Source organism: Halomonas sp. MCCC 1A11062, assembly GCF_021404355.1.
Classification (GTDB): domain Bacteria; phylum Pseudomonadota; class Gammaproteobacteria; order Pseudomonadales; family Halomonadaceae; genus Halomonas; species Halomonas aerodenitrificans.
This window is the reverse complement of sequence record NZ_JABFTW010000028.1, coordinates 22,386-43,799: the sequence shown is the minus strand read 5'-3', so window position 1 is coordinate 43,799 and position 21,414 is coordinate 22,386. Positions and strand designations below refer to the sequence as shown.

Below are 21,414 nucleotides of genomic sequence, written 5' to 3'. Positions count from 1 at the left end.
ACAATCGTAAGACAACAAATATCAGTGACCCAAGGGTGGAGAGGCGAGGATGGGGCAGCAAGGGGATGAATTCATTCGGGTGGGGAGTCCGAGCGAGATCGAGGTGTTGCTGGATCAAATGATTCAGCCTGGCGGTGCCTCACTGCTGCTCGACAAGCCAGGCAGTGCCCCCATGCCGGTCGTGGTCATGGAGCAGGCGCCACCGGAATCGATGCTCCTCGACATCACGGCGGTGCGTGAGATCGTAGGTGAGCTGAAGCGGGGCATGGGCTTTCGTCTGCTGGGCCAGGTGCATGGAAAGATGATTCGTACGCCCGCGCTCAAGGCCCTACAGGTGGAAACCTTGCAGGGGCGGGTGCAGTGTCAGTGCGATTATCCACACTACTTGGAAGAGATGCAGCGGCGAGAGGCCTACCGTGCCCGGCTGCGGCTGGGTATGGAAGTGGGAGCCATCCTGCGTGCCAGTGAAGGAGTGAGCGATGCTACGGTCCAGGGGGACCTCAAGGATCTCTCGCAGCAGGGGTGTCAACTGGAGCTGCCCTCTTCGGCTGCCGCTCTGCTGGCCGAAGCGGCTTTGGTAGAGATCGAGTTGTGCTTTCCGAATGGCAGTCGTTTTACGGTGCAGGCGGCCCCTCGCCACAAGGTGGCGGACAGCGATCGCCAGACCCTGAGAGTAGGGTTCCAGTTTCACGATTGCAGTGCCGAACAGGAGCGCAAGCTGTGGTTCTTCGTGCGCGAGATCGAACGCGAGTCGTCACGCTATAGCGATGAATCCGACGTAGGGCGGCTTCCCTCGATGCTGTTCCAGAGCCAATCTTCCGGTGCTTCGCCGGCGGTCGGCAGGCGTAACTTGTTGACCTATCCCACTCCCATGGCGCGACGCCTGGCGCGGGTGGCAGGCTATCTCGATGCGCAACTGCTGGAACTGCAGCAGGGCGATGACGTCGACCCGGTGCAGCTCTCCCGGCATGCCGACATGCTGCTCCAACTGGCCGAGGAGGATATCGAGGCGCTGCTATTCGCGACCCGTTGCCTGGGTCAGGAGCCTGTGCTGGTACGCCATGGCCTCGGAGTGGCCGTGCATATGCTGGCCCTGGCCGGTACGAGTTCGGTGCCGCGGGACGTGCGCAAGGCCTTGGCGGCGAGCGCCATGATTCATGACTTGGGTAAGGGGCTGCTGCCGTCAGGCCTGCTTGCTGCCGGTTCGTTCGGGCCGGATGAGCATGCCCAGCTCAAGCCGCATGTCGACTTGCTGGTGCAGAGGCTGGGGCGCTGCCAATGGCTGTCGGAGAAGGTGATGCACGCCGTGGTGGTCAGCGCCAATGAGCGGCTGGATGGCAGCGGATACCCTGCGGGTGTCATGAGTGAGGGGCTTTCAGAACTGGCGCGTATGAGTGCGGTAGTCGATGTGGTGGATGCCATGCGCCGCAACCGTGTCGACCGGCCGGCTTGGCGTATCGATGCAGTATATCGGCACTTGCTCAAGTCGCCCCAACAGTTCGACCCGCGCTGGGTGAAGCGCTATGTGCAGCGCTTCGGGCTGCGCCCGGTCGGCTCCTTGGTGCGTTTCTCCGGCGGTGCGCTGGGCTGGATACAGCGCCTCGATCAGCAGGGCAAACCGTTCCAGGTGCAGTTGACCGACGAAACGGCGCCGCCCGCAGAGACCATGGGCGAGGTGCTGCGCGGCGACGTCGAGTCCCGCCTAGGGGGGATGGTCGAGGAAGTGCCCGTTTCGACCTGACGTATCCATCACTGGCAGGGCTAAAGTTGGCCCATTTTCTGCCGATAGAGGGAAATAACCCCTAGGTCGCGGGCTTTTCACCGGAACCCATGGCGCGAAGCCTGCCAGAATAGCTGCATGAAATAAGGAAGCGTCATGACGACGATAAGCTCCCTGGGCATCGGTTCCGGGCTGGACCTCAACGGCTTGCTCGATCAGCTCAATGCGGCCGAGCGCAAGAAACTCGAGCCGATCAAGCTGCAGCAGAAGAACCATCAGGCCAAGATATCGGCCTATGGCAAGCTGCAGAGTGCGCTGACAAAGCTGCAGGAAGCGGCCGCTAAGCTAAATGACCCGAAGTTCTTCCAGAACGTTTCGAGTAATGTCGTCGGCAGCGGCGTAAAGGCGGCGGCCAAATCGGATGCACCTCCTGGGCGTTACTCGGTCAATGTCGAACAGCTTGCGACCGCCCAAAGCATTGTCGCCAATGGGGTGGAGAGCCGGACCGCTCAGCTTGGCGGTGGGCAGGTCACTTTGACGCTTGGCAATGGTACGACGAAAGAAATCGCAATCGACCCCGCCAAGAGTTCGCTCGATGATATTCGAAAGGCGATCAACGACAGCAAGTCGGGTGTTACGGCGACCATCGTCAACGATGGTTCCGGTACGCCTCATCGCTTGGTGCTAACGTCCAACAAGACCGGTACCGAAGCAGCGGTAACGGCGGAGTTTTCAGGCGCGCTCGCTGACCGGCTAGGCGCCGTGGCCGATGTCACGGTCTCTGCTCAGAACGCCTCGCTGACGGTAAATGGCATTGCCATCACCAGCCAGACCAACCGGGTAGAGGGCGCCATCCAGGGAGTGACCCTGGATCTGGAAGAGAAGACCAAGGATGACGGTAGTGTCACTGTGGTGGTCGAGCGCAACACGCTTGCCATACGAGAGGCGGTGAGCGGCTTCGTCAAATCCTACAACGATTTACGCAAGACGATCGGCGAGCTGACCAGCTTCAATGCCGATACGGGAGCTGCTGGCGAACTACTGGGCGACAGTGCCCTGCGTACCGTCGAGTCGCGTCTGCGCGGGGTGCTGAGTGGTGGAGTAGGGCAAGGCGAACTGCGAATGCTGTCGGATCTAGGGATCACTCTGCAGCGCGACGGCACGCTCAAGCTCGATGAAGAAAAGTTGAGCAGTTTAGTGGCCGAGAACCCCCAGGCGCTGGCTGACTTCTTTTCCGGTGAGAACAAGGCGGGCGGGCTGTCGGGCAAGTTGGGCGAGACCCTGGATCAGGTGTTGCGTGATCGTGGATTGCTTGACAATGCCAAGCGTGGACTTGAGTCGCGCATCACCGGTCTCAAGGATCGCCATGAGCGCATGGAGCGGAGCATCGAGCAGACCATTCAGCGCTACCGGGTGCAGTTCGGTCAGCTCGACGCCATGATCGCCAGCATGAATCAGGTCAGTGATTATCTATTCCAGCAGTTCGATATCATGAATGCCCAGCTTGGGCGTAAGAGATAGGAAGCGTCACGATCGGCCGGACCGTAACGTGATGCTGCAATAATGCAAGTCATGCCACCATAGGAGATTTTTGCCATGACTGTCATGCGAGGGGCAGCCGCTTACGGCCGTGGCGCCGGGGCCTATGCACGGGTCGGTGTAGAGAGTGGCGTGATGTCGGCTTCGCCGCATCAGCTGATCGTGATGCTGTTCGACGGCGCTCAGGGAGCCATCCGCGCGGCTCGCATCCATATGCAAGCCGGCAATACGGCGGAAAAGGGCAAGTCCATCTCCAAGGCATTGGACATCGTCAACAACGGTCTTCTTGCCGCACTGGACACCGAGAAAGGGGGTGAGATCGCCGAGCGACTCGGTTCGCTCTACGATTACATCGGCAGGCTGCTGCTGCTGGCCAACCTGCATAACGATCAGGAAAGTCTCGATCAGGCCGAAAAACTGCTGGATGACATCGCATCGGCATGGCGCGAAATCGGAAGCGCGGGAGCGCAAGGTTGAATGGCAATGTCCACTGCACGCGCTGTCCTCGACGGCTATTCCAAGCTCAGGCGTCAGGTCGCCATCATGCTCGAGCTGGCAAGGGCCGGCGAGTGGGACGCTCTCATCGAGCGTCAGTCGGGCTACCTGCAGCTGGCAGACCGGCTCCAGCAACTCGACAAGGAGGCCGAGCTCAATCAGACGGAGGTTCAGGTCAAGGCCGATCTGCTCGAGGCGATTCTCGCTGATGATCTAGCCATTCGAGAACAACTGCTGGCACGCCGCAATGAGCTCGGACAGCTGATGGGGGCTAGCCGGCGGCAGCGTGATCTGCATCGTAGTTATGGCAAGCAGGCAGCCTCGGTCGTCGAAGCAAGCGACAAATTCGGTCCGGAGACGCCGTGAGTGGCATCACGCCGCTGCTGGATACGCTGCTCCATCAGGTGCTGGGCAAGCGTGTCGATACGGCGCCACCGCGCGATCTGAACGAGCCTGTACGCCCAGTCGATCCCGGTGAGGGCCCCCGAGCCCTGCATAGCGACTCGCGCCTGGACGGGCGACGCCCTGCCGTAGCGCCTCTTCCCGGTGCGACGACCTCGTCTCAGCGCGGCGAAGGTCAGGCGCCGCGAGCCGATACACTATCGTCACCCGCGTCCACCCAGACTCACTTCAGCCCCTCGGCGCGCACCATTGCCGATCTTCTGCTGCGCTTCCCGGCCCCGCCCTCGGTATTGAGCGCACCTGCTCCGTTGATCGGAGCGAGCGAGACGCCGGGCGCCACGACACTGGCCGATAGGCTGCAGACAGCCATACGCGACAGCGGTCTTTTTTATGAATCGCACCTCTCGCGCTGGTATCGCGGCGAGGTGAGTCGTCAACAGCTGGAGCGCGAGCCGCAGATGCTGCGTACCCTGCGCTTAACGCCGGCATCGACACCGCTCGGAACCACCGGCTCCGCGCCTGCCGCGCCGTTGGCCGGGCAAATGCCAATCACAGGCATGCCGCCAGGGTCTGGCCAGGCGAGCCCGGGTCAGCCGATACCGGGGCAGGCAATGCAGGGCCAGGCGCTTCCGGGGCAGGCGGCGCAGGCAGCGCAAATCTATACCGCCACCGAATCGCTGTATCCTGCCGCAGCGCGTGGTGAGCGCTCGGGTGGTAATGCGCAATCTGCCCTAACGGGGGTAGCAAGGGATGTCCCATTGTCCGCTTTGTCCCGTGAGGGGGCTGAGATGTCGGCGCGTGAAGTCGTAGATCCCTCGCTGCGGGCTCGCGGCGAACCCGTGCACGAAAGTCTTCAAGGGGTGGTCCGTCATCAGCTCGAGATGCTGGTAACGCCCATCCTGCGTTGGGAGGGGGATGTCTGGTCGGGCATTTTCCTGGCCTTGATGATCCATATGCCTTCCGGTGCCCGGCGCGATGGGGGCGAGGCCGATAACGGGGAAGAGGACTCCTCGTCCCACGCCTGGCACTCCGAACTCCAGTTGACGGTGCCCAAGTTGGGTGAGATTCGTGTTGCCCTGTGGTTGCAAGAGCAGCAGCTCAGGCTGCAACTGCTTAGCCGGGATGCTGCCGCGCTGACGGCTTTGCAGGCCGGAGCGCCCGAGCTCGAGCGCCGGCTTAGGGCGGCCGGGCTCGAGACGGTATTGATCGATGCTCGTCAGTGGGAGGCGGGAGCGGATGGGGGAGAGTCGCATGACGAAACCCAAGCCTGAGCGTCGTCGCCAGGCGGTGGCGTTGGCTTATCGCGACGGCGACGATGCGCCGCGAGTGCTGGCCAAGGGCTACGGTGACATGGCCGAGCGAATTCTGGCCGAAGCTCAGCGGCAGGGAATTTACGTCCACGATGCACCGGAACTGGTGTCGCTGCTGATGGAGCTGGATCTCGATGAGCGCATCCCGCCGATGCTCTATCAGGTCATCGCCGAACTGCTCGTTTGGGTGTACGAAGTCGCCGACACTCAGGATTTACAAAGAAACGAATAGTGGTTTTATGTAAAATTTTGTAATCAAGTGGGTTTTCTGACGATTTGTCAAGTGAGATGTGTAATTTTTTTGTGTTGCCGCACAAGGTGTTAACAAACTGGTCCTAAAGTGTTAGCAGGCTCAGCATCATGCCTTAATCGGCTTGTGGTGCTCTAGCGGTTGGCAGGTAGCAAAACAGTAGTCACAATGCAGTTGTAGGCTCTTTTATGGCTTTCAGTGTCGTGATGGGGGCTTTTGCTTCGCCTGCACGACCTGAGCCTCGACACAGAAAGAAACAAAACTATAAGTACACGTGATTCGACCGCGTGCAGGGAACTTAAAAATGAAGAACACGAACCACCTGGATGAAATCCAGGAGCTCAATCTTGCCTATCTGCTCCTGGCCCAGCGACTGCTCAACGATGACCGCGCCGCGGCCATGTTTCGTTTGAAGATCGATGGCGAAACCGCCGATCTGCTGCTTTCGCTCGGTGCTGCACAATTGACGCGCCTGGCGCGTACCAATCAATTGCTCTGCCACTTCGGTTTTGAAGGCGCCGAGCAACTGCGTCAAGTCGTCGATAACCCCCGTGACAATGGATTGTCCCAGTTCCACGCCTCGCTGCTGATGGCAGGCCGTGGAGCGACTTCCATGTTGCGGGAGGTGTGAAATGACACAAAAAAGCCTCGTCGAGGAGATGCAGCAGGTCCAGTTGGCCATTGAGTTGATCGAGCTGGGCGCGCGCCTGCAGGTGCTGGAAACCGAGACCGACCTGAGCCGGGCTCGCCTGATTCGGCTGTTCAAGGAAGTGCGTGGCATGTCGCCGCCCAAGGGCATGCTACCGTTCTCCACCGATTGGTTCATTACCTGGCTGCCCAACGTACATGCCTCGCTGTTCTACAACATCTATCGCAATCTGCTCGAGGAGCAGGGGTGCGAGAGAATGCAGGCCTTCGTCACGGCCTATCGTCTCTACGGTGAGCAGATCGGCATCGACCAGGCCGAGCCGGTGCTGGCGTTGACCCGTGCCTGGACCCTGGTGCGTTTCTTCGAAAGCGATTTGTTGCAGCTCTCGAAATGTACGCATTGCAGCGGCCACTTCGTCGCTCATGCCCATACCCCGGACCACGATTACGTCTGCGGTATCTGCATGCCGCCCTCGCGTGCCGGCAAGACGCGCAAGCGTCGTGAACGGGAGGCTGCGGATATCGCTCAGGAAGCGACGCTGGTCAAGCGAGTGGGCTGAGCCGTGCTCGCTTGCTTGTCGCGCTTGAACGCCGCCTCTACTGGGGCGGCGTTCTGCTATCTATCCACAAGAATTCGTTTCTTTTTTTCTTTGAGGCCTCAAGTGTTGCCGAGCCTGGCCGATAGATTGGGTTAACGACGACTCGCATCCACTGAAGGGTATCGGTTGTGCTGATCCTGCTCGGTTACATCGTAGTTACATTGTGCGTCTTCGGCGGCTTCGTGCTGGCCGGCGGCTTCCTTGGCCCGCTTTACCAGCCCACTGAGCTGCTCATGATCGGCGGCGCCGGCGTGGGGGCGTTCATCGCTGCCAACAACGGCAAGGCGATCAAGGCCACGTTCAAGATATTCCCCAAGCTCAAGCGTACCAAGAAGTACAACAAGGAGATGTACCTCGAACTGCTGGCGGTACAGTTCAAGCTGCTGACCAAGGTGCGCCGCGAAGGCATGCTGGGCATCGAGCGCGACATCGACAGTCCTCAGGAGAGTGCGCTGTTCCAGGAGCACCCCAAGGTGCTGGCCGATCCGATGATCATGGACTTCCTCACCGACTACCTGCGCTTGATGGTTGCCGGCGGCATGGATCCCATGGAGATCGACGAACTGATGCTGCATGAGATCGAGACCTTCGAACAGGAAGCGCACATACCGGCGGATGCCATCGCCAAGGTGGGCGACGCCATGCCGGCGTTCGGCATCGTGGCCGCCGTCATGGGGGTAGTGAAGGCGCTGACCTATGCCGATGCCGGTCCGGAGCAGATGGGGGAGATGATCGCCCACGCCCTGGTCGGAACCTTCCTGGGAATTCTGATGGGCTACGGCTTCATCAACCCGGTGGCCAGCAGCATCGAGCGTCAGATCAAGGAGGCGGAGAAGATGCTGCAGTGCATACGCATCACGCTGCTGGCCAGCCTGCACGGCTACGCACCGCAGTTGGCAGTCGAGTTCGGCCGCAAGGCTCTGCACACCGCCGATCGTCCGGGCTTCACCGAGCTCGAGACCTACGTGCGTAACGCCAAGTCGGGTGCGGCAGCGGAATGAGCGCGGCGGGAGACAAGCGCCCGATCATCATCCGGCGCAAGAAGGTCGTCCATAGCCACCACGGCGGAAGCTGGAAGATCGCCCTGGCCGACTTCATGACGGCGCTGATGGCTCTGTTCCTGGTGATGTGGATTCTCTCGGTGGCCAGCGACGAGCAGCGCCAAGGCGTGGCGGATTATTTCAGCACGCCGTTGACCAGTGCGGTCACGGGTGGAGATCGTTCGGGCAGTACTAGCGCCATACCTGGCGGCGGCCCCGACCCGGTCCACAGCGACGGCGAGCGAGCGCGGATCGATACGCGTGAGTTTTCTCGACCCAGCGAGCAGCAGCGTCGCTTCTTCATGGATCTTCAGCGGCGCATCGAGGCGGCCATAGAGGCCGATCCCGAATTGCGCGAGCTGCGCCAGCAGATGCGCTTCGACCTGACACCAGAGGGGCTGCGTATTCAGCTGCTCGACCACGAACTCCGACCGATGTTCGCCATCGGCAGTGATCGCGTCGAGCCCTATATGCGAAGTCTGCTGCGTACCATCGCGCCGTTGCTCAACGACTTGCCCAACTACCTCAGTATCAGCGGTCACACCGACAGCCGTCCCTATGCGGGGGGCTATCGCGGCTACAGCAACTGGGAACTCTCTAGCGACCGGGCCAATGCCTCGCGGCGTGAACTGGTAGCCGGCGGGCTCGACTCGGACAAGCTGTTGCGCGTATCGGGCTTCGCCGATCGCGTCATGGTGCCGGATACCGACCCGTTCGACGCCGACAACCGTCGCATCGAGCTGTTGGTGCTGCTGCCGGAAGTGGCAGAGTACATTCGTCGGCCGGGCATCCTGGGTGGGCCTGGCGTGCCGAGTCCGATGAGTACGCGTCTGGAGAGCGAAGTCGATCTGGCGCCCGTTGAACAATTTACCGAAAGTCTGCGCCGCACGCTCAATCCCCAATAACCCCTTTTGACACCAGGTGGTGAAGCGCATGGATATCACGGATTTCTATGACACTTTCTTCGAGGAAGCCGAAGAGCTGCTGGCCGACATGGAGCGCTACCTCCTGGAGCTCGACGTGGACGAGCCGGACAGCGAGCAGCTCAATGCCATCTTTCGCGCTGCCCACTCGATCAAGGGTGGCGCAGGCACGTTCGGCTTCGACGCCTTGCAGAAGACCACCCACCTGTTCGAGAACCTGCTCGACCATACCCGCAAGGGCGAGCTTCGGCTGCGTCGGGATATTGTCGATACCTTTCTGGAAACCAAGGATATGCTCAGCGATCAGCTAGACGCCTATCGCAATGGCGACGAGCCCGATCAAGAGGCCTTCGAGCGCATCTGCCAGACGCTGCAGCGCTTGGCGCTCGAGGAGATCGGCCAGGACCTGGAGAGTGGGGCGCCGGTCGCCTCCACCCCTCAGCCTGTTGCGAAATCCGAACCCGAGCCCGAGGCCCTCGTTGAGCAGGGCGCGGCGAGCGGCTCCGATCTGCGTGTCGTGGCGCTGCTCAACGTTGGGGAGAAGGACCGCCGGTTGCTCGTCGAAGAGCTGGGGCAACTGGGCGAGGTCATCGCGCAAGAGGGCGACGAGGCATGCTACGAGGTCACGCTCAGCTCCAGCGTGAGTAACGACGATATCGAGGCGGTGATGTGCTTCATCATCGACACCGATCAGATCGAGATTCGTGGTGCCGATACGGGAGGCGCGCCTCAGGCAGAGGCCCCGGTAGCGGTGCCCGAGGTAGAGAAGCAGCAGGCGGCCCCGGCCGCAGTGGAGCCGCCCCCCCTGGCCTCGTCCGCCGGCGGTGTCATGCCCGACAGCGGAAAGCCTGCCAAGGCGAAATCCAAGGCCAAGGGCGGCGGCGAGTCCACTTCGATTCGGGTCTCGGTCGACAAAGTCGATCAGATCATCAACCTTGTGGGCGAACTGATCATCACCCAGTCGATGCTCGATCAGACCGTCAGCGAGATGGACAACGTCGCCAACAGCGCCCTGCAGAACGGCATGAGCCTGTTGCAGCGCAATGCGCGGGACCTGCAGGAGTCGGTCATGTCGATCCGCATGATCCCCATGGATTTCGTGTTCAGTCGCTTCCCGCGCGTGGTGCGCGAAACGGCCGCCAAGCTGGGTAAGGAGATCGAGCTGGTCACGGAAGGCGAGTCCACCGAGCTCGACAAGAGCCTCACCGAGCGCATCATCGACCCGCTGACGCACCTGGTCCGCAACAGTCTCGACCACGGCATCGAACCGCCCGACGTGCGTCAGGCGGCAGGCAAGTCGCGTACCGGCAAGCTGGTGCTCTCGGCCAAACACCAGGGCGGCAACATCATCATCGAAGTGATCGACGACGGTGCCGGCCTCAACCGCGACAGGCTGCTGGCCAAGGCACGGGAGAACGGTCTGCCGGTCAGCGATGCCATGAGCGATGACGAGGTGTGGCAGCTCATCTTCGCGCCGGGTTTCTCCACCGCCAAGGAGGTCACCGACGTCTCCGGCCGTGGAGTGGGCATGGACGTGGTCAAGCGCAACATCCAGGGCATGGGTGGGCACGTGCAGATCATGTCCAGGCCCGGGGAAGGCACCACCATCCGTATCGTGTTGCCGCTGACGTTGGCGATTCTCGACGGTATGTCGATCAAGGTCGGCAACGAGATGTTCATCCTGCCGCTCTCTGCCGTGCTCGAGTCGCTGCAGCCGTCACGTGAGGATCTCTATGCCATGGCCGGCGACGATGTGGTGCTCAAGGTGCGCGACGAGTACCTGCCCGTGGTGGCGGTACACGAAGCCCTCGACGTGCCCAAGGCCAAGACCGAGCTTACCGAGACCATCGCCGTGATCGTACAGGGCGAAGGGCGCCGCTATGCCCTGCTGGTCGACGACCTGGTCGGGCAGCAGCAAGTGGTCGTCAAGAACCTGGAAACCAATTACCGCAAGGTGCCGGGCGTCTCCGCCGCCACCATCCTGGGCGATGGCAGCGTGGCATTGATTCTCGATATTACCGGCTTGCACCGCCTGAGCCGGGAAAAGAAGGAAAAGCGCCGGCCTGAGCGCAAACCGGCACTCGAAGCCCTCACCGACAAAGAGCTGGAGACCTGATCATGAACCAGACGAATGATGCAGCACTGGCCGCTGCCGAAGCCCACAACCGTGAGTTCCTGGTGTTCTCGCTGGGCGACGAAGAGTACGCCATCGACATTCTCAAGGTGCAGGAAATTCGTGGCTACGAGAATGTGACCCGCATCGCCAATGCCCCGGACTTCATCAAGGGGGTGACCAACCTGCGCGGCGTCATCGTGCCCATCGTCGACCTGCGCATCAAGTTCCATCTCGACAAGGTGGAGTACGGCGGCCAGACCGTGGTGATCGTGGTCAACGTCGAAGATCGCGTCGTCGGCATCGTGGTGGATGGCGTATCCGACGTCATGACGCTCTCTCCGGATCAGATCAAGCCGGCACCCGAATTCGGCGTGACCCTGTCGTCGGATTTCCTCAGTGGCCTGGGCAGTCTAGACGATCGCATGTTGGTCATCGTCGACATCGACAAGCTGCTCACCAGCGACGAGATGGCGCTGGTCGAGAGTGTCGCCGATTGAGGCCGTCAAGTTTCTGACGGATAAGCCGATATCACCATTACCGGCGGCTTGCCTGCGGGTAATTGCCAGGGGGGAGACGTGAAGCTACTCGATAATCTGACGGTCAGGGCCAGCTGGTTTCTGGTACTGCTCTTTTTCGGCGGCATGATCGTCGTGCTGAGCGGCCTGGGGCTCTACGCCTTACAGCAGAGTGCTGCTGCCGTCGCCGCCATGGCACCGCATGCCGGGGAGTCGGGCGCCGCTTACCAGGCGGCGTTCGAGACCATGTCTGGTCTGATGCGCCTGGCCATCGTTGCCGTGCTGGCTGGCTCTTTGATCGTCATGGTCATCGTCGTGTGGGGCATCAGCGTCAACGTGCTGAAGCCGCTTGCACGGCTGGTGGAGTACTTCGAGGGTCTGGCCAAGGGCGATCTCTCCCAGCCGGTGGAGAATCGCGGCAACAACGAGATCGGCCGGCTCTTCACCTCGCTCAGGCACATGCAGGATGGGCTCTCCGAGACCGTAGGCACGGTGCGCAGCAGTAGCGAGGGCATCTACGTCGGTGCCCAGGACATAGCCGAGGGCAACGGTGAGCTGTCGTCACGTACGGAGCAGCAGGCCGCTTCGCTCGCCGAGACCGCCTCGAGCATGGAGGAACTGGCTTCCACCGTGGAGCAGAACGCCGACAATGCGCGGCAAGCGAGTCAGCTGGCAGCCGAAGCCTCGCGCACCGCGGCTCAAGGTGGCGAGGTGGTCGGTGAGGTCGTCTCGACCATGCATGACATTAGCGAAAGCTCGCACAAGATGTCCGACATCATCGGCGTGATCGATAGCATTGCCTTCCAGACCAACATACTGGCGCTGAATGCCTCGGTGGAGGCCGCCCGCGCCGGTGAGCATGGCCGCGGCTTTGCCGTGGTGGCTCAGGAAGTGCGTAGCCTGGCGGGGCGCAGTGCCACGGCAGCAGGGGAAATCCGCACACTGATCGCGGCGTCGCTGGAAAAGGTCGATGTCGGCACGGCGCGTGTCGACAAGGCCGGTCAGACCATGAGCGAGATCGTTGCCGCAGTGCAGCGGGTGAGTGACATCATGGACGAAATTGCCTCAGCCTCGGTGGAGCAGAGCAACGGTATCGGGCAGGTCAACCAGGCCGTGACCCAGATGGATCAGGTAACTCAGCAGAACGCGGCGCTGGTACAGCAGGCGGCTACGGCAGCGACTCAGCTCGAAGCCGAGGCGGCTCGCCTGCGGGAGGCCGTACTGCGCTTCCGCCTGGCAGGGCAGGCCGGCAACGCAGGGCAAGCGCGTGCCGCGCGCCCCGCTGGCGGCAGCTCGCACGTCGCCAGGCTGGCGCAAGATCCGTTGCCAACCAAGCGCCACGGTGCACAAGCAACAGCGCCGAGTTCTACGCGGAATGAAAAAGAGCGGAACGAAAAAGAACGCAATGAAAAAGAAGAGGAGCAGTGGGCCTCGTTCTGAGGCCTGCTAACTCCTAGTAGGTGGAGGCACGCACACGTCGCTACTCCGCGCCCTGATGAAACGTGGTAGCCGAGGGAACAACATAATGCGCAATAACCAGCCGGTCACGCAGCGGGAATACCAGCTCAACGATCAACATCTGCTGATCACCCGGACCGATCTCGACGGCCGGATCACCTACGCCAACGCTGCCTTCGTCGAGGTCAGCGGCTTCGAGCATGCCGAGCTGATCGGGGCGAATCACAACATCATTCGCCATCCCGACATGCCGACGGAAGCCTTTGCCGACATGTGGCAGGCGATCAAGCGGGGAGATTCCTGGCAGGGGCTGGTCAAGAACCGGCGCAAGAACGGCGACCATTACTGGGTCAAGGCGACCGTCACACCCATCGTCGAGGGTGGGCAGAGCCTGGGCTATACCTCGGTGCGAACTGCTGCGGAGCCGAGTGAAGCCACGGCAGCGGAGCGCGCCTATGCGCGAATCAGGGCAGGGCGTTCCGGCCTCGCCATTCGCAAAGGGCAGGTGGTTCGTCGCGGGCCGCTGGGGTGGCTGGCACGTACCAACCTGCACAGCATACGTGCGCGGCTCTCCATGCTGACGTTCTCGGCGCTGCTGCTGCTTACCATCAGCGGCGGTGTCGGGTTGTACGGCCTGCAAGTTTCGGGCGAGCGTCTGGCCGAGCTCAACCGCGACGGTCTGCAGGACGTGATTCGACTGCAGCAGCTCGATCAGGCGATCACCGATGCGCCGCAGCGGCTCTACGGCCAGGAACGTATGGCGCTGCTCAACATACGTCACGATGTCGCCGAATCCTTGGTGGTCGGCAGTGAGCGTTTGACACAGCTGTGGCAGGAGTACCTGGCGCGGGAGGTCAACCGTACGCCGGCAGCCATGGAGTTCGATGCGGCACTGACCCGTTACATGCAAGAAGGTCTGGTTCCCATGGCGGAAGCGCTGGGTGGTCCCGAGGCGTTCGATGCGATGATGGCATTGAACAACGATACGGCGGGGCTGAGAGAAAGTGCCGATGCGCTGTCGGACCTGGTCAATCAGCTCGTGGAGCAGCAGCGGCTCGCGGCGTTGAGCATGGCGGAAGAGGCCGAGCGTGGCCAGCAGCAGATGCTGTTCGGGCAGTTGGCATTCCTGGCGCTGGGCTTCGTGCTGCTGTTGGTCATCAGCGTGTGGATCATGCGTGCCATCACACGGCCGGTGCGACATGCCATCGATTTCAGCCTGCAGATTGCGTCGGGCAACCTGGCAGTGCGTGCGCCCAAGCGGAGCCGCGATGAGATCGGCGAGCTGCTGGGTTCGCTGGATACCATGCGCAAGAGTCTCTACAGCACCACTGCCAGTGTGCAGCAGGGCATCGACGTGGTAACGCCGGCGTCGCGCTCCATCGCCCAGGGCAACGAGGATCTCTCCGCGCGCACCGAGCAGCAGGCCGCCTCGCTGCAGCAGACCGCCTCCAGCATGGAGGAGATGACCACCACGGTGCAGCAGAACACCGACAACGCTCGTCAGGCCAGCGGGCTGGCACTGGACAATGCCAGCCGCGTGCGCGACACCGGCGAGCTGATGCACGGCGTGGTACAGACCATGGGGCGCATCACGGCCGGCGCGGAGAAGATGAAGGACATCATCAACGTGATCGACTCCATCGCCTTCCAGACCAACATCCTGGCGCTGAATGCCTCTGTGGAAGCGGCGCGGGCGGGCGAGCAGGGGCGTGGTTTCGCGGTGGTGGCCGGTGAGGTGCGCAACCTGGCCGGGCGCAGCGCGGAGGCCGCCAAGGAGATTCGCCAGTTGATCGACGGTTCGGCCAGCGAGATTCACGAAGGTGCCAGCCAGGTGCAGCGGGCCGAGCAGGCGATGGCCGAAGTGGTGGCGGCCTCGCAGCGGGTCAACGACATCATGGGCGAGATCACCGCCGCCTCGGAAGAGCAGAGCAGCGGTATCGGCCAGATCAATCAGGCCATCACCGAGATGGATCAGGTCACGCAGCAGAACGCCGAGCGCGTGCAGCAGAGTGCGCGGGCCGCCAGCGATCTGCAGCACCAGGCCGAACTGCTGGCCCGTGCCATCCGCGTGTTCCGCTTGCAGGGGGCTGGGCCCGAAAAGGTGCCGAGCCACTCGGGTAACCAGGAAGCAGAGACGCTTGATCGAGCCGGTACACAAAGAAAGCCGGCACATGCGCCAGCCTTGCAGCATGACCCTCTCCCCACCAGGCGAGCTTCGACCGGTAACCGGTCGGCGGCCGAGGAGGAGTGGGAAACGTTCTAGTCGGGGACTCACACGAGGCGGTGAAGGATAATAACTATGCGCGACAATCAACCGGTTACACAGCGGGAATACAAGCTGGACGATCAGCACCTGCTCATCACTCGCACGGATCTGGAGGGGCGTATCACCTACGCCAACTCCGCCTTCGTGGAGGTGAGCGGGTACTCCCATGAGGAGCTGATCGGGTCGCCCCACAATCTCATTCGCCATCCCGACATGCCTCAGGAGGCCTTCGCCGATCTATGGAAGACCGTGAAGCGCGGCGACACCTGGCAGGGAGTGATCAAGAACCGGCGCAAGAATGGCGATCACTACTGGGTACAGGCCACGGTCACACCGATTCTCGAGGAGGGCAAGTGCCTGGGCTATACCTCGGTGCGGACACGCGCCGAGGCGACCGCCGCGGAAGCGGCGGAGAGAGCCTACGCCCAGCTGCGGGAAGGACGCGGCAAGCTGACGTTCAAGCAAGGACGTCTGGTGCGTCGCGGGCCGATGGCAGCGCTGGCACGGCTCAATGTGCACACCATCCGTGCCAAGTTGGTCATGCTGACCGTGGTACCGGTACTGCTGCTGTTGCTCAGCGGTGCGGTGGGGCTATACGGCCTCAAGGTGTCGGGAGACCGGGTTGCCGAGCTGAACAATAACGGCGTTCAGGACATTGCCGACCTGCAGCGCATCGATCAATTGCTCAGCCAATTGATGATCGACCTGGAGCGCCCAGTGCGCAATCCCAGGGCGCTGCGCCTGGAGCAGATTCACGAGCTTTCCGACGAGGCGGAGATTGTCGTCGAGCGAATCAGGGCGTCATGGGTGAGCTTCCTCGATGGGGAGGATGTGACACGCAGCGAAGTGGCGGCACTGAATGCGCAGCTCGATGTCGCCATCGACGACGGTATCCGTCCGACCCTGCAGGCACTGATCGACGGCAGTGGCTTTGCTGCCTATGAAGCCTACAACGACGTGCTGCGAGGGGAAGTCGATGCCATCGGCGGCAGCATCAACACCTTGATTGCCGGCAAGCTCGACTATGCCAATCAGCTGGCCGTCGAAGCTGAGCGCGGTCAGCAGATGATGCTGGCCGGCCAGATCGCGGCGCTTTCCGTGGGCATCCTGTTCTTGATCCTGCTTGGTATCTGGACCCTGCGCGCGATTACGCGGCCGGTGCGCCGTGCCGTCGATTTCACTCTGCAGGTGGCTTCGGGCAATCTGGCGGTGCGCTCACCGGACCGCACCCGTGACGAGATTGGCGTGCTGCTTGGGGCGCTCAATACCATGCGCAAGAGTCTTTACAGCACCACGGCCAGCGTGCAGCAGGGTATCGATGTGGTGACGCCGGCATCGCGCTCCATCGCCCAGGGCAACGAGGACCTTTCCGCGCGCACCGAACAGCAGGCCGCCTCGCTGCAGCAGACCGCCTCCAGCATGGAGGAGATGACCACCACGGTGCAGCAGAATACCGACAACGCTCGTCAGGCCAGTGGGCTGGCGCTGGACAATGCCAGCCGCGTGCGTGACACCGGCGAGCTGATGCACGGCGTGGTACAAACCATGGGGCGCATCACGGCCGGTGCGGAGAAGATGAAGGACATCATCAACGTGATCGACTCCATCGCCTTCCAGACCAACATCCTGGCGCTGAATGCCTCGGTGGAAGCGGCGCGCGCGGGCGAGCAGGGCCGTGGTTTCGCGGTGGTGGCCGGGGAGGTGCGCAACCTGGCCGGACGCAGCGCGGAGGCCGCCAAGGAGATTCGCCAGTTGATCGACGGTTCGGCCAGTGAGATTCACGAAGGCGCCAGCCAGGTGCAGCGGGCCGAGAAGGCGATGGCCGAAGTAGTGGCGGCCTCGCAGCGGGTCAACGACATCATGGGCGAGATCACCGCCGCCTCGGAAGAGCAGAGCAGCGGTATCGGCCAGATCAATCAGGCCATCACCGAGATGGACCAGGTCACGCAGCAGAACGCCGAGCGCGTACAGCAGAGCGCGCGGGCCGCCAGCGACCTTCAGCATCAGGCCGAGCAATTGGCACAGACCATCCGCGTGTTCCGCTTGCGTGGAGCCGGCCCTGAGCAGGTGCCGAACCCACAGCAGAAACATTCCTTAGATATACGGACCGAACGAACGAGTGCCGCCCCCGCTTTGTCGCACGACCCGCTTCCCAGGAAGCAGGCCGCCGTCAAGCCGAGTAAAGCGGCCGCCGATGAGGAGTGGGAAACGTTTTGACACAGTTTCGGGCGCCCGGTAGCGAACCGGGGCAATGGTCAGGGCTGGGTCACCTGGAGCGTGACCTGGTGCTGACCGATGAGGACTTCGCCAAGATTCGCCAGTTGATCTATCAGCGGGCCGGTATCGTGCTGGCGGAGCACAAGCGTGAAATGGTCTACAGTCGTCTGGCCAAGCGCTTGCGTCATCATGGCCTGACCCGCTTCAGCGACTATCTGGAAAGGCTGGCACGCCAACCCGATTCACGGGAGTGGGAGGCATTCACCAATGCTTTGACCACCAATCTCACCGCCTTTTTCCGCGAGATGCACCATTTCCCGCTGCTGGCAGAACACGTCAGCAAGGCCACGGGGCCGGTGCGTATTTGGAGCGCGGCGGCCTCCACCGGCGAGGAGCCCTACTCCATCGCCATGACGCTGCACGAGAGCCTGGGTGCACGAGCTACCGAAGCTCGTGTGGTGGCGACCGATATCGATACCGAGGCCTTGGCCCGTGCTCGGGCCGGGGTCTATCCCATCGAGCAGGTGCGCAAGCTCGATGATGAGCGGGTGAGGCGCTTTTTCCAGAAAGGACGGGGGCAGCAAGAAGGTTTGGCCAGGGTGCGTCCGGAAGTGACGTCCATGGTGGAGTTCCTGCACATGAACCTGTTGGCTCCTCAATGGCCGATCAAGGGGCCTTTCGACGCCATCTTTTGTCGTAACGTGATGATCTATTTCGACAAGCAGACCCAGGCACGCATCCTCGAGCGCTTCGCTCCCTTGCTCAAGCCCGATGGCCTGCTATTTGCCGGCCACTCCGAAAACTTCTCGTACATCAGCAAGGTGTTTCGCCTGCGTGGGCAAACCGTTTACACCCTGGCCTAGCAAGTGCCCGTGCTCGGCCAGTTTTCGCCTAATGCCTAAAGTTTTTGCCAACCGTGCCGATCAATGAGGCATGCCCTTTGCTGCGGGTCGCAAAGACTCCCCTACGTGACAGGAGATTTGCCTTGGGATCGAACAGGATCAAGGTGTTGTGCGTTGATGATTCGGCACTGATTCGTGATCTTCTCAGCGAAATCATCAACTCGCAGCCGGACATGGAAGTGGTGGCCGTGGCGCCGGATCCTCTGGTCGCGCGCGATCTCATCAAGCAGCACAACCCCGATGTCCTGACGCTCGATGTCGAAATGCCGCGCATGGACGGGCTCGATTTTCTCGAGCGGCTCATGCGCCTGCGGCCGATGCCGGTGCTGATGGTCTCTTCGCTGACCCAGGCCGGCTCGGAGATCACCCTGCGGGCCCTGGAACTTGGCGCCGTCGACTTCGTGGCCAAGCCATCGCTGGGCATACGCAGCGGCATGCTGGAGTATGCCAACGACATCGCCGAGAAGATCCGCGCTGCCGCCAAGTCGCGCCCGCGTCAGGCGCGCCCGGCTCAGGCGGCGCCGCGTCCGGCGCTCAAGGCCCCGCTGGTGTCGAGCGAAAAGCTGATCATCATCGGTGCCTCCACCGGCGGTACGGAGGCGATTCGTGCGGTGCTCGAGCCGTTACCGGCCAACAGCCCGGCGATCCTGATCACTCAGCACATGCCCGGCGGCTTCACCCGTTCTTTCGCCGAGCGGCTGAACCGTCTGTGCAACATTACCGTGAAGGAAGCCAGCGATGGCGAGCGTGTACTGCCGGGGCACGCCTATATCGCTCCGGGAGACGCCCATCTCAAGCTGGCACGCAGCGGGGCGAACTACGTTGCCCGGCTCGACGACGGCCCGCCGGTCAACCGTCACCGTCCTTCGGTGGACGTGCTGTTTCACTCCGCCGCCACCCAGGCCGGGCGCAATGCCATCGGCGTGATCCTCACCGGCATGGGCAAGGACGGCGCCGCCGGTCTGCTCGAGATGCGTCAGGCGGGCTCGGCCACCCTGGCGCAGGATGAAGCGAGCTGTGTGGTCTTCGGCATGCCGCGGGAAGCCATTGCCCTGGGGGGGGCCGTCGAGGTGGTGGGTCTGGACGAGATCCCGGAACGTTTGATGGCGCTGGTGGCGGCCTCCGGCCGCGCTCAACGTGTCTGACCTTTTATTTTTCACCAAGAACAACAACAAGAAACAGGACTTCTGCCTGTCATTATCGCGAGGAACGCCGAAATGAGCCGCATTTTACGCAACATCAGCATTCATGCTTCCATGATTGCCGTTCTGGTCTGCTTCGCCGTCCTGATCGGCGTGGTGGCACTGCTTTCGTTCATGTCGGATCGACAGGCCACTCGGATCATGGCCGATCTCGAGCGCATCAACGTTCAGCAGCTCAACGAGATCAATCGTGCCGATGCGCTGCTCAACGTGGCGCGAGTGAACCTCGAAATCGCATCCAACCAGATCATGCTGGGCCGCATGGCGGAGGCCAACCAAAGGCTCGATATTGCTGCAGATCGCATGGAATCTGCGGATGTGCATTTTTCAAACTTCGTGGCCGCGCCCAAGTCAGAGCGTGCTACTGCGATGGCGCAGCGCATTGAGCAAAGTTTCGGTACGGTGTTGGGCCTGGTACGACAACAGCACACTGCTTTGGATGAGCTGAATACGCCTGGGTTCGGCAACCTTCGCGACGAGCTAATTGAGCCGAGTACTATGCTTGACGCTAGCATGACTGAATTCGTTCAGTATGCCTTTGGCAACGCTCAGGCCATGACCGGCGATTTTCAGACGCAGTCGAAGCGCTTCGTTTTCATCACCCTGAGCGCTGTGCTGCTGGCGCTGCTGGTACTGGTGCTGGTCTACGTGGGGCTGCGCAGCACGGTAATTCGGCCGCTCAACTCGGCGGTCAAGCACCTCCAGGGTATCGCCAAGGCCGATCTGACCGGCAGGATTCCCGAAGGCAGTCGCAATGAGATCGGCAAGCTCTTCAATGCCATGCGCAACATGCAGCAGAGCCTGACGCGTATCGTCGCCCAGGTCCGCGACGGCAGCAGCTCGATTCATATCGGCACGCGCGAGATTGCCAATGGCAATGCCGACCTCTCTTCGCGCACCGAGCAGCAGGCGGCTTCGCTCGAGGAGACGGCTTCCAGCATGGAAGAGATTACCGCCACGGTGCGCCAGAATGCCGACAACGCGCGTCAGGCCAGCGGCCTGGCACTGGATGCCTCGACCACGGCAGAGCGGGGCGGCGAAGTGGTGGATCGCGTGGTCAAGACCATGGGCGGCATCTCGGCCAGCTCGCAGAAGATCAGCGATATCACCAGTGTCATCGACTCCATCGCCTTTCAGACCAACATTCTGGCGCTGAACGCCTCGGTGGAGGCGGCGCGGGCCGGTGAGCAGGGTCGCGGTTTTGCCGTGGTGGCCGGTGAGGTGCGTAATCTGGCCAGCCGCAGCGCCACGGCGGCCAAGGAGATCAAGGAGCTCATCGATGGTTCGGTGGCTCAGGTCAAGGAGGGGTCGCTGCTGGCCGAGCAGGCCGGTGAAACCATGGATGAGGTGGTCAAGGCCGTGCGTCGGGTCACCGACATCATGGATGAGATCTCTGCCGCCTCCCAGGAGCAGAGTGACGGTATCGAGCAGGTGAGCCAGGCGGTGGGTCAGATGGACCAGGTGACCCAACAGAACGCCTCGCTGGTGCAGCAGGCGACGGCAGCCGCCGCCTCGCTGGAGGAGCAGGCGAATCGCCTGGAGCAGGCCGTGGCCGTGTTCCGTTTGTCTGGCGATGTGAAGCCCGAGGCCAAGGCGGATGCCGGCGGCGAGGCCTTGGCGAAGCGCGCCGGCGTACCTGCCCTGGCCGAACCGGGCGCCTCGCCGCGCAATGCGTCGCGAGTACCGGCCGAGATCGACCCCAAGCCCAGCCGCAAGCCGCGTAAAGAGACGGTGGCCGAAGGCGACTGGGAAGAGTTCTAAGTAGCGTAATCTAACCCCGACGGCACCTGGTGGCCTGTCGGACTTGACCCT

Annotated in this window: 18 protein-coding genes; all 18 read left to right on the top strand. The window is 62.2% G+C overall.

Annotation, left to right across the window (positions count from 1 at the left end; translation table 11 throughout):
* The first annotated feature begins 49 nt into the window (after nt 1-49).
* Nucleotides 50-1,741, top strand: a complete 1,692-nt coding sequence (locus HOP58_RS20320; protein ID WP_234261374.1) for an HD domain-containing phosphohydrolase — start codon at nt 50-52, stop codon at nt 1,739-1,741.
* 135 nt (nt 1,742-1,876) lie between these two features.
* A complete protein-coding gene (fliD, locus tag HOP58_RS20315) occupies nt 1,877-3,241 on the top strand; it encodes a flagellar filament capping protein FliD (RefSeq protein WP_234261373.1) in 1,365 nt (454 codons plus the stop codon).
* A 75-nt stretch (nt 3,242-3,316) separates the two neighbouring features.
* The gene (gene fliS / locus HOP58_RS20310) at nt 3,317-3,736 is read left to right on the top strand and encodes a flagellar export chaperone FliS (RefSeq protein ID WP_234240877.1); all 420 of its coding nucleotides are present in this window, start codon (nt 3,317-3,319) and stop codon (nt 3,734-3,736) included.
* Complete coding sequence (locus HOP58_RS20305) at nt 3,737-4,120, top strand: flagellar protein FliT (RefSeq protein ID WP_234261372.1); 384 nt, start codon at nt 3,737-3,739, stop codon at nt 4,118-4,120.
* Nucleotides 4,117-5,427, top strand: coding sequence for a flagellar hook-length control protein FliK (locus HOP58_RS23295; protein WP_234261371.1), 1,311 nt, complete (start codon nt 4,117-4,119; stop codon nt 5,425-5,427). The genes HOP58_RS20305 and HOP58_RS23295 overlap by 4 nt, the downstream gene beginning before the upstream one ends.
* Complete coding sequence (locus tag HOP58_RS20295) at nt 5,408-5,698, top strand: EscU/YscU/HrcU family type III secretion system export apparatus switch protein (RefSeq protein WP_234261370.1); 291 nt, start codon at nt 5,408-5,410, stop codon at nt 5,696-5,698. The genes HOP58_RS23295 and HOP58_RS20295 overlap by 20 nt, the downstream gene beginning before the upstream one ends.
* Nucleotides 5,699-6,020: 322 nt before the next feature.
* Entirely contained in the window at nt 6,021-6,347 is a 327-nt protein-coding gene (gene flhD / locus HOP58_RS20290) for a flagellar transcriptional regulator FlhD (RefSeq protein WP_234261369.1), read from the top strand.
* Nucleotide 6,348: 1 nt separating this feature from the next.
* Entirely contained in the window at nt 6,349-6,924 is a 576-nt protein-coding gene (gene flhC / locus HOP58_RS20285) for a flagellar transcriptional regulator FlhC (RefSeq protein WP_234261368.1), read from the top strand.
* Nucleotides 6,925-7,091: 167 nt separating this feature from the next.
* On the top strand, nt 7,092-7,964 hold the full coding sequence (gene motA / locus HOP58_RS20280) for a flagellar motor stator protein MotA (protein ID WP_234261367.1): 873 nt from the start codon (nt 7,092-7,094) through the stop codon (nt 7,962-7,964).
* Nucleotides 7,961-8,908 carry a flagellar motor protein MotB gene (motB, locus tag HOP58_RS20275; protein WP_234261366.1) on the top strand — a complete coding sequence of 316 codons (948 nt, stop codon included), beginning with the start codon at nt 7,961-7,963 and terminating at the stop codon, nt 8,906-8,908. Before motA ends, motB begins: the two co-directional genes overlap by 4 nt.
* A 28-nt stretch (nt 8,909-8,936) precedes the next feature.
* Complete coding sequence (gene cheA / locus HOP58_RS20270) at nt 8,937-11,042, top strand: chemotaxis protein CheA (protein WP_234261365.1); 2,106 nt, start codon at nt 8,937-8,939, stop codon at nt 11,040-11,042.
* A gap of 2 nt (nt 11,043-11,044) precedes the next feature.
* Nucleotides 11,045-11,539: a chemotaxis protein CheW gene (cheW, locus tag HOP58_RS20265; RefSeq protein WP_234261364.1), complete on the top strand. Its 495-nt coding sequence runs from the start codon at nt 11,045-11,047 to the stop codon at nt 11,537-11,539.
* A gap of 78 nt (nt 11,540-11,617) precedes the next feature.
* Nucleotides 11,618-12,997, top strand: a complete 1,380-nt coding sequence (locus HOP58_RS20260; RefSeq protein WP_234261363.1) for a methyl-accepting chemotaxis protein — start codon at nt 11,618-11,620, stop codon at nt 12,995-12,997.
* Nucleotides 12,998-13,082: 85 nt separating this feature from the next.
* The gene (locus HOP58_RS20255) at nt 13,083-15,278 is read left to right on the top strand and encodes a PAS domain-containing methyl-accepting chemotaxis protein (RefSeq protein ID WP_234261362.1); all 2,196 of its coding nucleotides are present in this window, start codon (nt 13,083-13,085) and stop codon (nt 15,276-15,278) included.
* Between the two features lie 36 nt (nt 15,279-15,314).
* The gene (locus HOP58_RS20250) at nt 15,315-17,498 is read left to right on the top strand and encodes a PAS domain-containing methyl-accepting chemotaxis protein (RefSeq protein ID WP_234261361.1); all 2,184 of its coding nucleotides are present in this window, start codon (nt 15,315-15,317) and stop codon (nt 17,496-17,498) included.
* Complete coding sequence (locus HOP58_RS20245; protein ID WP_234261360.1) at nt 17,495-18,361, top strand: CheR family methyltransferase; 867 nt, start codon at nt 17,495-17,497, stop codon at nt 18,359-18,361. Before HOP58_RS20250 ends, HOP58_RS20245 begins: the two co-directional genes overlap by 4 nt.
* Nucleotides 18,362-18,483: 122 nt before the next feature.
* Nucleotides 18,484-19,545: a chemotaxis response regulator protein-glutamate methylesterase gene (locus HOP58_RS20240; RefSeq protein ID WP_234261359.1), complete on the top strand. Its 1,062-nt coding sequence runs from the start codon at nt 18,484-18,486 to the stop codon at nt 19,543-19,545.
* A gap of 72 nt (nt 19,546-19,617) precedes the next feature.
* Nucleotides 19,618-21,363 (top strand): methyl-accepting chemotaxis protein, encoded by a 1,746-nt coding sequence (locus HOP58_RS20235; RefSeq protein WP_234261358.1) that lies wholly within the window; start codon nt 19,618-19,620, stop codon nt 21,361-21,363.
* The last annotated feature ends 51 nt before the right edge of the window (nt 21,364-21,414 follow it).